Source organism: Phocaeicola sp. RTP21359st1_B8_RTP21360_211022 (assembly GCF_040911965.1).
Lineage (GTDB): Bacteria > Bacteroidota > Bacteroidia > Bacteroidales > Bacteroidaceae > Phocaeicola > Phocaeicola vulgatus.
In genome coordinates this window covers 81,660-94,492 of the sequence record NZ_JBDFXP010000004.1, presented here as the reverse complement: position 1 = coordinate 94,492, position 12,833 = coordinate 81,660, and the positions used below count along the sequence as shown (strand labels likewise).

11 protein-coding genes are annotated in these 12,833 nt (G+C 44.0%); 4 read left to right on the top strand and 7 right to left on the bottom strand.

Annotated elements, in window-relative coordinates; all coding sequences use genetic code 11:
- Positions 1 to 41: 41 nt before the first annotated feature.
- Positions 42 to 1,850: a LysM peptidoglycan-binding domain-containing protein gene (locus AB5062_RS02990; RefSeq protein ID WP_005846631.1), complete on the top strand. Its 1,809-nt coding sequence runs from the start codon at positions 42 to 44 to the stop codon at positions 1,848 to 1,850.
- Positions 1,850 to 2,533 (top strand): porin family protein, encoded by a 684-nt coding sequence (locus AB5062_RS02985; protein ID WP_005846633.1) that lies wholly within the window; start codon positions 1,850 to 1,852, stop codon positions 2,531 to 2,533. Before AB5062_RS02990 ends, AB5062_RS02985 begins: the two co-directional genes overlap by 1 nt.
- A gap of 83 nt (positions 2,534 to 2,616) precedes the next feature.
- Here AB5062_RS02985 and AB5062_RS02980 read toward each other — a convergent pair whose 3' ends face one another.
- The 3 genes from AB5062_RS02980 to AB5062_RS02970 form a co-directional block, all read right to left on the bottom strand.
- Positions 2,617 to 3,069, bottom strand: a complete 453-nt coding sequence (locus AB5062_RS02980) for a DUF4293 domain-containing protein (RefSeq protein ID WP_005846634.1) — start codon at positions 3,067 to 3,069, stop codon at positions 2,617 to 2,619.
- Positions 3,070 to 3,318: 249 nt separating this feature from the next.
- The gene (locus AB5062_RS02975; RefSeq protein WP_005846636.1) at positions 3,319 to 3,654 is read right to left on the bottom strand and encodes a DNA-directed RNA polymerase subunit omega; all 336 of its coding nucleotides are present in this window, start codon (positions 3,652 to 3,654) and stop codon (positions 3,319 to 3,321) included.
- A 16-nt stretch (positions 3,655 to 3,670) separates the two neighbouring features.
- On the bottom strand, positions 3,671 to 4,507 hold the full coding sequence (locus tag AB5062_RS02970) for an outer membrane protein assembly factor BamD (RefSeq protein ID WP_005853238.1): 837 nt from the start codon (positions 4,505 to 4,507) through the stop codon (positions 3,671 to 3,673).
- A gap of 165 nt (positions 4,508 to 4,672) precedes the next feature.
- On the opposite strand from AB5062_RS02970, the gene uvrB reads away from it, so the two are divergent.
- Positions 4,673 to 6,706, top strand: a complete 2,034-nt coding sequence (uvrB, locus tag AB5062_RS02965; RefSeq protein WP_022509062.1) for an excinuclease ABC subunit UvrB — start codon at positions 4,673 to 4,675, stop codon at positions 6,704 to 6,706.
- A gap of 166 nt (positions 6,707 to 6,872) precedes the next feature.
- Here the strand turns inward: uvrB and AB5062_RS02960 are convergent, their stop codons facing one another.
- The 3 genes from AB5062_RS02960 to AB5062_RS02950 form a co-directional block, all read right to left on the bottom strand.
- Entirely contained in the window at positions 6,873 to 7,886 is a 1,014-nt protein-coding gene (locus AB5062_RS02960) for a porin (RefSeq protein ID WP_117616068.1), read from the bottom strand.
- A gap of 190 nt (positions 7,887 to 8,076) precedes the next feature.
- Positions 8,077 to 8,679 carry a YigZ family protein gene (locus AB5062_RS02955; protein ID WP_005846644.1) on the bottom strand — a complete coding sequence of 201 codons (603 nt, stop codon included), beginning with the start codon at positions 8,677 to 8,679 and terminating at the stop codon, positions 8,077 to 8,079.
- Positions 8,680 to 8,712: 33 nt separating this feature from the next.
- Positions 8,713 to 9,201 (bottom strand): 3'-5' exonuclease, encoded by a 489-nt coding sequence (locus tag AB5062_RS02950; RefSeq protein WP_368326832.1) that lies wholly within the window; start codon positions 9,199 to 9,201, stop codon positions 8,713 to 8,715.
- Between the two features lie 198 nt (positions 9,202 to 9,399).
- On the opposite strand from AB5062_RS02950, the gene AB5062_RS02945 reads away from it, so the two are divergent.
- Positions 9,400 to 11,619: a patatin-like phospholipase family protein gene (locus tag AB5062_RS02945; RefSeq protein ID WP_012055519.1), complete on the top strand. Its 2,220-nt coding sequence runs from the start codon at positions 9,400 to 9,402 to the stop codon at positions 11,617 to 11,619.
- Here the strand turns inward: AB5062_RS02945 and uxuA are convergent.
- Positions 11,602 to 12,780 carry a mannonate dehydratase gene (uxuA, locus tag AB5062_RS02940; RefSeq protein WP_117616069.1) on the bottom strand — a complete coding sequence of 393 codons (1,179 nt, stop codon included), beginning with the start codon at positions 12,778 to 12,780 and terminating at the stop codon, positions 11,602 to 11,604. The genes AB5062_RS02945 and uxuA overlap by 18 nt on opposite strands.
- Between the last annotated feature and the right edge of the window lie 53 nt (positions 12,781 to 12,833).

Sequence of the window (12,833 nt, the reverse complement as noted above, 5' to 3'; positions counted from 1 at the left end):
TTTTTGTACTTTTGCCACTCAGTTTAATCAACACACTGCAAATGAAATTTATTCGAGCATTATATCTTATCGCAGCCTTGTCTGCCAGCAGCACCGGAATGATGGCTCAAACACAGTCTTCCGGCTATTTCCTGCACACCATCACCAAAGGGCAAAGTCTTTATTCCATAGCCAGCATGTATAATGTCACTACCGGTGATATCGTTAAAATGAACCCCGGCAGCGACCAGAAAATTAAAACCGGTGAAACATTGAAGATTCCACAAAAGAACATCGGAACGGAACAGCAGATGTTCCATACCATCCAGTCGGGTGAAACCTTGTACAAGCTGACACAACGCTATGGAGTAACCGCACAACGCATCTGCCAGGCAAATCCCGGACTGAGCGCGGAGAATTTCCGTATCGGACAGGTTATCGTAATTCCCGCCAAGGTGACGGACAGCGAGGAGATAATCATGAACGAGGTGAAAGCCGCACAGACTACCAAGCCGGTCACCACTTCCACCCCACTGAAACCCAATTGCAGGGATATGCATAAAGTGGAACGCAAGGAAACGATATTCAGCATCAGCCGCCTGTATGGCATCACAGAAGCCGAACTGATTGCCGCCAATCCTGAACTGCGTACCGAAAAACTGAAAAAAGGAAGGTTCCTTTGTATTCCATATCCTAAGGATACAAAGACTGAAACGCCTGTGGATAATACGCCTGCCGTAATCCCCACGGACGACCAGCTGTTTAATGAAAGCAAGAAGGAGGCACGCAAAATATCTACCATCAAAGCTGCCGTAATGCTGCCATTCATGACAGACGGCAAGGGCAACCGTGACGAACAGACACGTATGGTGGAATACTATGAAGGCTTCCTGATGGCAGTAGACAGCTTGAAGGAAAAAGGAGTATCCATCGACCTGTACTCATACGATACCCATAACAATACTTCTTCCATCAAGAACATTCTGGATAGAAGTGAATTGAAGAGCATGGATATTATCTTCGGCCCGGCTTATCCCGACCAGGTGAAACCGGTTGCGGAATTCGCCAAGAAAAACAATATCCGGCTGGTAGTACCTTTTACCTCCAAAGGGAATGAAGTTTTCAGCAATCCCGCCATCTATCAGATAAATACTCCCCAATCTTATCTGTACTCGGAAGTTTACGAGCATTTTACCCGCAAGTTTACAACCGCCAATGTTATCTTCCTGGATGCAGAAGATGGTGACAAAGACAAAGTGGATTTTATAAAAGGACTGAAAGAGGAGTTAAAAACCAAACGCATTCCTTTTACCGAATTAAAAGGGGAAAATATTACTCCGGAATCATTGAAAGGCGCGATGAACCATAGTATGGATAATGTATTCATCCCGACTTCCGGCACCAACGTGGCATTGATAAAACTGTTACCACAACTGATTGTGACCTCCCGTGACAATCCCGACTACCGTATGCAGTTATTCGGCTATCCGGAATGGCAGACCTATACCAACGACCATCTGGCCAGTTTCTATGAACTGGACACCTATTTCTATTCTTCGTTTTACACAAACAATTTATTTCCGGAAGCCGTTCAGTTCTCATCGGCTTACCGCAAATGGTACAGCAAGGATATGCTCAACTCATTCCCTAAATATGGTATGCTGGGATTCGATACAGGATATTTCTTCCTGAAGGGCCTGTCCCAATACGGCAACAAACTGGAAGACAAACTGGACAAGGTGGCTGTCACCCCTATCCAGACCGGATTTAAATTTGAACGCGTAAACAACTGGGGTGGATTTATCAATCGTAAAGTGTTCTTCGTTCATTTTACCAAGGACTTTGAACTGATTAAACTTGATTTTGAATAATGAAAAAGTATAAGAACTTCGGGCTGCTTGTACTGGCATTGCTCTTTGCATTGCCGGCAGCTGCACAGTTGGGTGAAGAACGTCATAATTTTGCCGTCGGCATCAATGGTGGTCTGAACATGAGTTCCGTCAGCTTCAACCCGAAAATCAAACTGAACACCTTGAACACCATGTCTATGGGGGTTACCATGAGATATATGTCCGAGAAATATTTCAAGATGATGTGTGGCGTGCAAATGGAAATAAACTATTCACAACGCGGATGGGACGAAAAGATAGAAGATGATTCCGGCAATTCTTACAGCCGCACCATGAATTATCTGGAAATCCCTTTCATGGCACATCTGGCATTCGGCAAGGATGCATTGAACCGGGGAGTGAAGGTCTTTTTCAATGCAGGACCACAAATCGGCTTTTTCCTGGGTGACAACGAAAAGATAAACTGGACTACTTCTACAACAAGACCGGAACACGGTAAAGAGGTGGAGAATAAATTTGATTATGGTATCACAGCCGGCGCCGGTCTGGAAGTAAGTACCGGTATCGGACATTTCCTGCTGGAAGGACGTTACTATATGGGATTGAGCGACTTTTACAAGAACTCGAAAAGAGATTTCTTCGAAAGATCAGCCCATTCATTCATAGGCATACGGCTGAGTTATCTGATAGATATTACTAAATAAAAAAAGGACTCTCTCTCATAATACAAAAGCCTGCAAGATGAATCTTGCAGGCTTTTTATATCATACATAATAATTCCCTCAGCTTATCTCAAACGGTCGTATGCTTTAACCAATACCTCATCCTTACCAATGGCGCGGATGGCAAGCCAATTCAAAATGATGGCAACCAACGGCAGACACACAGTCCATGAAGGAGAAAATGTCATAGACTCTTCTTTCAACATAAAAATAAAAGTGACCAATGTGGCATAATACCCGATCAACAAAATGGTGCTGAAAATAGTCAGACGGATTTGCAACATGCGTTTTTTGAACAAGAAGATAGTGCCGAAAGCAAGAACCGCAACAACCAGCAAAATCACAAACAAGGCCCATGGAGCATAATCTTTAGTACCATCCGCCATAGTAAGACACAGATTTGTTAAAGCGGAAACACTATAATCACTTCCTATGTATGAGCCTACGGGACTACACAGGCAAATAATAATCAAAATGGTAACAACAAGTAAATAAACAGATTGAATGCGTTGTATCATAGTCTCTTTAATTTTAATCATACAACCCGTCATTCTAAACGCAGTGAAAAACCTGAAAACACAAAGTGAATGGTTATCAGATTCCTCACTGCGTTCAGCATAACAGGGCTAATATAATGTGAGGTGCATCAAAATGTACCACAGATTACTCAGATTGATACAGTTTCCACACGAAACGACTCATGTTTCAAAATAGAACGATCCGTGTAACCTGCGGTAAAGACCTTTTGCACAGCCCCAAATGAAAAATCACTGTAGTTTCTCTTTTTCTTTAGCAGGATTACGGAAATAAACCTTGCCTTCTTCATATTCCTGAGCAGCGATCAATGTCGGTTTCGGAAGTTTTTCGTAATAACGTGAGATTTCGATCTGCTCTCTATTTTCAAAGACTTCTTCCAGGTTATCGTTGTATGAGGCAAACTCCTGCAATTTCTTTGAAAGATCATTCTTCATCTCAACACTAATCTGGTTGGCACGTTTGCCAATGATAGCAACAGTTTCATAAATGTTACCTGTGTCTGCACATAAATCCATCATGTCACGGGTAACAGTATTACTTGGAGCGTTTGTCTTTTTGTAATCCATAATTTCTTATTTAGTTTTATTCATTAAATTCTTTTACGTACTTATTGGCATCCTTGTAGATGCTCTCCACTTCTTTAGTATACTTGCTGTCGGGAAACTCGTTCTTGAAAGAATAATATTCATCTATCGTTTCACGCATACGCTCTTCTTTCTTTTCTTCCACGCTCGCTTTCGCCATATCATATTTGGCACGCAAGACCAGGATAGAAAGATCTTCGCGCATCTTGGTATAGGGATAGTCTTTCAAAGCATTCTGGGCGGTAACGATGCAAGACAAATAGTTGTTACCGGTAGTGCTATAAGTACTGTTTCCTGTATAAGAGCCCAAATCATAATACAATTTCGCAGCCAGATAGTCTTTCATCACCAGCTTGTCCTGCAAATCAAAAATCATTTGCTGTGCATCCTGCCGACGGCTACTGGTAGGGAAATATTCCATAAACATCTGCAACTCCTGAATAGCCTTATAGGTGCTCGACTGGTCCAAACGAGGTTCCGGAGTATCCAGGAACAATGCTTTTCCTGAAAAATATCTGGCCTGTTCCGTATAGACCCCACGCGGATAAGTATTATAATAAGTGGTGAAATAATGCGAAGCTGTGATGAAGTCACCCTGATTATAGTAGGTCATACCCAACATATAAAGTGATTCCTCAGCCTTATCCGTTCCCTTCATGATGGTAATCAATTCCTCCAGAATGGTGGCCGCCTTAGTATTCTGCCCTTTGCCAAAGTAACTTTTGGCCGCTTCGTACTTGTATTCGTAGTCCGTGCTTTTTAAAACTTTGTTATACTCTCCACAAGACGTTAGAACCGTACCGGAGACAAGAGCTATAATGATATATTTTTTCATCTTATTCAAATAATTGCGCAAATTTACGCCTTTCCACCGAATAATGCAATATTTCCATGTTTTTAAATGCTAAAAAGTCGACAAGAGTCTATTTTTTAGAGATGAATAGATAATATCTAAGGAAATAACTGTATTTTTACATCTCATTAAACCAAACATGCTATTATGAATTTTGAATTGATTTCCGAATACCAACCCACCGGCGACCAACCGGAAGCTATCGCCCAGCTGACCGAAGGGGTGCTGGAAGGAGTCCCCGCACAAACTTTATTGGGGGTCACCGGGTCCGGCAAGACTTTCACGATTGCAAATGTAATTAAAAACATCAATAAGCCCACCTTGATATTAAGCCATAACAAAACATTGGCAGCCCAGTTATACGGAGAGTTCAAGAGTTTCTTTCCCAATAATGCTGTGGAATACTATGTATCTTATTATGACTATTACCAGCCGGAAGCATACTTGCCGTCCAGCGACACCTATATAGAAAAGGATCTGGCCATTAATGAAGAGATTGACAAATTGCGGCTGGCTGCCACCTCTGCCCTGCTGTCGGGACGGAAGGACGTGGTGGTGGTGTCTTCCGTGTCCTGCATCTACGGTATGGGGAACCCGTCGGATTTCTATAATAACGTAATCGAGATAAAAAAAGGCAAACTGCTGGACAGGAATGTATTTTTACGCCGCTTGGTGGACAGCCTGTATGTGCGTAACGACATAGAACTGAACCGCGGAAACTTCCGCGTAAAAGGTGACACGGTAGACATTTACCTGGCATATAGCGACAATCTCCTCCGGGTTATGTTTTGGGACGATGAAATTGATGCCATTGAAGAGATAGACCCTATTTCGGGAATCCGTCTGGCAACTTTTGATGAATACAAAATTTATCCGGCCAATCTTTTTATGACCACCAAAGAGAGCCAGTTGAGAGCTATTCATCAGATTGAGGACGACTTGACGAAAGAGGTGGCCAAATTCGAGGAGGAAGGAAAAATGTATGAGGCGAAACGACTCTATGAGCGCGTGACATACGATATGGAGATGATTCGCGAACTGGGGCATTGTTCGGGCATAGAAAATTATTCCCGCTACTTTGACGGGCGTAATGCAGGTACCCGTCCTTACTGTCTGCTGGACTTCTTTCCGGATGATTTCCTGATTGTAATAGACGAAAGCCATGTCAGCGTACCGCAAATACGTGCCATGTATGGTGGTGACCGGGCCAGAAAAACCAATTTGGTGGAATATGGTTTCCGGATGGAGTCGGCTTTTGACAACCGTCCTCTAAAATTTGAAGAGTTCAAGGAACTGGCCAAACAAGTGATTTATGTCAGTGCCACACCTGCCGATTATGAATTGGTGGAAAGTGAAGGCATTATCGTTGAACAGGTTATCCGTCCTACCGGATTGCTGGACCCGGTAATTGAAGTACGCCCCAGTCTGAATCAGATTGACGACCTGATGGAAGAGATACAGCAACGCATCGAGAAAGAAGAACGTGTACTGGTGACCACGCTTACCAAACGCATGGCAGAAGAATTGACCGAATATCTGCTGCGCAATGACATCCGCTGCAACTACATCCACAGCGATGTGGACACTTTGGAACGCGTCAAGATTATGGATGAATTACGTCAGGGCGTTTATGATGTACTGGTGGGTGTGAATTTGCTTCGTGAAGGTCTGGACTTGCCCGAAGTGTCTTTGGTCGCCATTCTGGATGCAGACAAAGAAGGGTTCCTCCGCTCCCACCGTTCGCTGACCCAGACAGCAGGACGCGCCGCCCGCAATATCAATGGAAAAGTAATCATGTATGCAGACCGCATGACGGACAGCATGAAAAAAACGATAGACGAAACCAACCGCCGTCGTGAAAAACAGCTGGCATATAACGAAGAGCATGGAATCACCCCCAAACAGATACAGCGTGCGCGGAATGCTGCCTTGTTGGGCAACAACAGCAACGAAGTTACCGGAACCACTCAAGGCCCCAAGGCATACATCGAGCCATCTTCCGATACAACGGCTGCCGACCCGATTGTTCAGTATATGACCAAGCCACAGATGGAGAAAACGATAGAACGTACCCGGAAACTGATGCAGGAAGCTGCCAAGAAGCTGGAATTTATAGAAGCTGCACAATACAGGGATGAGCTGCTGAAACTGGAAGATATGATGAAAGAGAGGTGGGGATAGACTTGCCCCCTTGGCGGAAGAAGGCGCACTGCCTGTCGAGGAAAAGCCTGTTACCCGAAGAAATATCACGGATATGCCGGTGAGTTCCGGAATAAAGGCAGGGATGGAAAAGGAAAAGACAAGAAGGACAAACAGCAAAAAAGCAGGGAGTGTCCCCCTGCTTTTTTCAGAACCGTACCATTAATTCCATCACAAACTTGTCTTGTTCGGACTCTTTTGCCAAAGATAGTTTATCATAGAAATATTTCTCGTAATTAAGACGCAAATCCGCCTGAAAAGCCTTTCCAAAGCTTAATGTCACACCTCCAGTCACACGCTGGCGGGAATAATCGGTAATGTAAAGCTTACCATCCTCATCCGCATTACCGTTACTATGATCTCCCATACTGTCATAACGTCCTAGAAATGAAATTTTCCGGAACAGGCCTTTCTTGATAAACAAATCGTAATTGACAAAGGCGTTGAAAGCATGTACATCATCAAATGAGTTTTTCGCATAAGTTTTATAAAGGTATTCGGCTTCTATATGCCAATTATCAAACTCGTAGTAAGTACCGATATCATACATATAAACGCTGATTTTATCGGGATGTATTTTCTGGGTACTCAAAGTCAAGTTATAATTTTTCCACGGCATCAATTGAAGCTTAACAGAATAATTCAACGTGTTGTGCCACTCTTTCTGATTGGTGAGTCCGGAGCCGTTGAACAATCCGCCTTCCAGCTTCAACGGCAGTCCCTCCTTTAAAGAGAAAGCTCCGGTAGCACCCACATCACGCACATTCCCCACCTGTTTGGCTATGAACGAACGATTGGCAAAATATTGTTGGTGGGGAGATCGATGAGCGTCTATGGTGAAAGGCACACGCATCTGTCCTAGTGTGACATTCCATGTATCATTGGGAACAAAGCGGGCATATGCATCCAGCATCTTGATGCTTCCCTCATCGGACAAGTCTATTTCAGCCTTATAAGCAATTACCGGAAGAACCTTCCCGTCCAGACTGACACGGGCGTTACGTACCTGAAACCGTTGCATTCCGTTAGTGGTTTGAAGTTCATATTTACCGCGGATCGTTCCATGTACTTCCGGCAGATATTCTTTAGGAATAGTCAGCTGTGCGGAAGCAGTTGCAATACTCAGCATTGTAAAAGCAGACGCTACAAGTGTATTTCTCATTTTTATTAATGTGACTTTCTTTGTTTACGGCTGCAAAGATATAGGTTCGGTATATCTGTAATATTTCATCCATATTACAAATATGTTTCATTTGATATGGGGAAGACATTTTACAGCCACATTCCGTATTCTTCTCATCTGCTGTGAACGCAGTGAATATGGCCCCAAAAATATCGACGTACCGACAGAGTTATTCAATAATACGGGCAGTTTCCACCTTCTCCAGACGTGCACGGAGTTTTCCCATCATGGATTTACGTATCCGGAGCCTCATCAGGCAATCCATATCATATGATTGCTCCAAGATGGCAGGCTCGTCTTCTTTCACAATGCGCATGATATCATTCATAAAAGGATATTCAAAGGATACGGTGATTTCTTCATCCACTGTTCTTTCCACTATATCAGCAGCAGCTATTGCTTCGGCAGCGGCGGCCTTGTAAGCGACAATCAGTCCGCTGGTTCCCAATTTTATACCTCCAAAGTAACGGACCACTATAATAAGGATATCCGTCAGCTCATTGGAATTTATTTGCCCCAAAATAGGCTTTCCTGCAGTACCCGAAGGCTCTCCGTTATCATTTGCCCTGAAATCCTTCCTTTCATGCCCCAGCATATAAGCGTAACACACATGGCGGGCATCGTAATATTTCTTCTGATACGTGTCAAGATGCTGCTTTATTTCCTCTATGGTACGTACCGGAATGGCAATAGCTATAAATTTACTCCGTTTCTCCGTATATATGCCTTCGGCAATGTCTGTAATGGTTTTATAAGTATCTTCTTGTATCATGGGTTTCAGAAATCATAAATCTTTAATTATAACTCACAGAATCTGTCTGGCAATCCATGCACACGCCTCAGCATCAGCCAGCGCATGATGGTGATTCTCCAATTCAAAACCCAAAAAACCGGCCACCGTATGTAACTGGTGGTTTCTCAACCCTTTCAGCTTCCGGGAAGCCTGATAGGTACAATAAAAGTCATAATCAGGATAATCCATACAATAAGTACGGAACACGGCTTTCAAACACCCCTCATCAAAGGCTTTGTTATGCGCAACCAGCGGAAGCCCCTCTATTTTAGGGGCAACCTGCTTCCATACTTCCGAAAAAACAGGAGCATGGGCAGTATCTTCCTGTGTCAATCCATGAATACGGGTGTTCCAATACAAATAGTAATCCGGTTCGGGATGAACGAGGCTGTAGAACCGGTCGGCTATCTCACCATTTCTCACAATAACCACCCCTACACTACATATGCTGGTACGTTCATTATTTGCCGTCTCGAAGTCTATTGCTGCAAAATTATCCATACTTTTTTTCGTTACACAGACAAAGGTACGACAAAAAAGCGATATACAAAATTCTTTTTTCCGGTACAATTCCCTATCTTTGAAACCTCAGCAGCAAAATAGACCAATATCTATGACAATCAGCACTTGTGAAAGCTGAAAGATTAGACCATCTTTGCACTGTTTTTGTTTTTTAACTTAAACTAGATTTATAGTAAAATGAAAAAAATGAAATTCCCGACCCTGTTAATAGCAGCAGGGTTACTTTGTATCTCCGTTCACACAACGGCCCAACCTGGTCCCCGAAAAAAAGTGGGCGTTGTTCTCAGCGGCGGAGGAGCCAAAGGAATGGCACATATAGGTGCTTTGAAAGTTATAGAAGAAGCGGGTATCCCTATAGATTACGTGGTAGGGACCAGTATGGGCTCCATTATAGGCGGACTTTATTCCATCGGTTATACTCCCGAACAGATGGATAGCATGGTTCGCCGGCAGGATTGGTCCTTTCTGCTGAGTGACAAAATACCACGCAGCGAACAGAATATGGCGGAACGGGAGGCTTCCGAAAAATATGTATTTTCCCTGCCATTCGGTAAAAATGCCAAAACGCAAGCCGTAGGAGGATTGATAAAGGGACAGAACCTGGCAAACCTGTTCAGTGAGCTGACCGTAGGATATCATGATTCCATCGATTTCAACAAGTTACCTATTCCCTTCGCCTGTGTTTCCGAAAATATTGTAAATGGCAACGAGGTAAATTTTCACAAAGGTGTATTGGCTACGGCCATGCGGGCCAGTATGGCCATACCGGGAGTATTCACTCCGGTCCGGCTGGACAGTATGGTTCTAGTGGATGGAGGTGTGGTAAACAACTACCCTGTAAATGTAGCGCGTGCCATGGGGGCGGACATTATTATAGGAGTGGATGTTCAAAATGACTTGAAACCCGCCAACGAACTGAATAGCACCGGCAGTATCTTGGGGCAACTCATCAATTTAATGGGACTGGAACTTTATAAAAAGAATCTGAAAGAAACCGATACATATATAAAGGTGGATGTGGAGGGGTATTCTGCCGCCAGTTTCACCCCCAGTGCGGTGGACACACTGATTCGTCGGGGAGAAGAAGCGGCATTGGCACAAAAAAACTCCTTGATAAAGCTGAAGCAGGAACTGGGGCTGGACAGTACCTATATGCCGAAACCCCTTCCCAGCTATCCGTACTCCCCCAACCGCAAAGTGTATATAAAAGAAATCACCTTTGACGGATTGGACGAAAAAGACAAACGGTGGCTGTTGAAGCGCTGTGATTTGAAAGAAGACTCCGAAATAAGCCTTCGCCGCATAGAAGAAGCAACAGCCATACTATGCTCCAATCTGGAATATTCCAGCGCCACTTACAATCTGCCCGAAGCCCCCGGCGGAGGTTATAACCTGCATTTTCTTTTAAGCAAGAAATATGAGAATAAGCTGAACGTAGGAATCCGTTTTGATTCGGAAGAAACAGCCAGTCTGCTCATTAATGTCACCAGCAATTTCCGGGGAAAAGTACCCACTACGCTGTCACTGACAGGACGATTGGGCAAACGTTATGCCGCCCGCATAGATTATGGATTCGAACCGGCTCCATTGAAGAACATCGGACTGGCATATATGTTCCAGTACAATGATATAAACTTTTACCATCATGGAGATAAATCACATAACTCTACCTACCGCTATCATTTGGGAGAGTTATCCTTTTCGGATGTTTGGTACAAAAACATACGCTTTGCCGTGGGGCTGAGGTATGAATTATATGACTATGACAAATTCCTATACCAGGAAGGGAACCAAGGTTTTGACGTAGGAACAGAACACTTCTTCAGCTATTTCGCACAAATGCATTACGAAACTTTCGACAAGGCATATTTCCCTACCAAAGGCATATCAGCACGAGCGTCCTATTCACTTTATACGGATAATTTCACCAAATATGACGACCACGCTCCTTTCTCTGCCATAAAAGGCTATTGCCAGGGAGTGATTCCCGTTACACGCAGATTCTCCATACTGCCTGCCATATACGGACGTTTTCTGATAGGGAAAGATATTCCTTACTCCAAACTCAATGCGATGGGGGGGGATGTGCAAGGACGTTTCCTGCAACAGCAACTACCATTTGTCGGGATAAACAATGTGGAATTAACAAAGAATGCGTTACTGATAGGAAGCATGAAATTCCGCCAACGGATGGGAAGTGTGCATTATCTGACGTTAACGGGCAATTATGCGCTGAGTGCAAGCAAGCTGAGGTACCTGTTGGAACAGGATACCATGTTCGGCTGTGGTATAGGCTACGGTTTGGATAGTATGTTCGGCCCCTTAGAGGCATCACTAAACTATGCAAACCGAGCCAATAAAGTGAGTATGTACGTCAATCTAGGATTTAAGTTTTGATTCCTCGTTGATAACCGCCATCATGCCTTCTATCTGAGCCAAGGCCATCATACGGCCATGAAACGAATACCCCGGGTTGTATCCTTTGCCGGCATCATCCAGCATCATGCGCCCATGATCCACACGCATCGGGACACCCGGACGTTCTTTCTCAAAAATACGGATCAACTCTATCACATGAGCACGCCCTCCCAAATGAGATGCTTCTATAAAATTCCCGTTGGGAAACGCATTGGTACTGCGCAAATGTACAAAATGAGTGCGGTGTGCAAACATACGTGCCAACAAAGGTACGTTGTTATGCAATCCGGCGCTGAGCGAACCGGCACAGAATGTCAGCCCGTTATGCGGGTTATCAACCGCATGGAGAAGCCAGTTGATATCTTCCTCACCGGTCACAATACGCGGCAAGCCCAATACCTGGAAAGGGGGATCGTCCGGATGGATGCACATATTTATACCGTACTCATCACACACCGGCATGACAGCCTGCAAGAAATAACGTAAGTTTTCACGCAGGGCATCACGGTCTATCCCATCATACAAAGACAAAAGACGGCGGAATATGGTTACCGGATGCCGGTCTCCCTCCTTTATATTACCATTTACAAATCCCTGCGTCTTGACTATAATGGTATCGACCAATTCGTTTTTCTCGGCTTCGGTTATAGTCTTATCCAATTCACGCACCTGTTGTAATTCCAAATCGGTATAGTCTTTCTCCGCCCCTTCACGCTGAAGAATCATACAGTCAAAATAGGCGAACCGGATCTTGTCAAAGTACAAAGAACTGGTTCCGTCCTCCCAAGGATGTTCCAAATCGGTACGTATCCAATCAATGACAGGCATGAAGTTATAGCATACGGTCTTGATACCCGCTTTACCTAGGTTGGCAAGGCTTACTTTGTAGTTTTCTATCAATTGATCCCGTTCAGGACCGGCATATTTGATAGCTTCACTTACCGGCAGGCTTTCTACCACCGACCAGCGCAATTGATGAGATTCAATATAATCTTTTAAACTTTGGATAGCTTCCAAAGCCCAGATTTCACCGTTAGGTACATCGTGAAGGGCGGTCACGATTCCTTCCACCCCGATTTGCCTAAGCATGGTAAGCGTTATCTTATCTTTCTTCCCAAACCATCTCCATGTCTTTTCCATTCGTATTATGTGTTTTAGTCTGTATGACAAAGTCTTTATTAATCCTCTTTGAG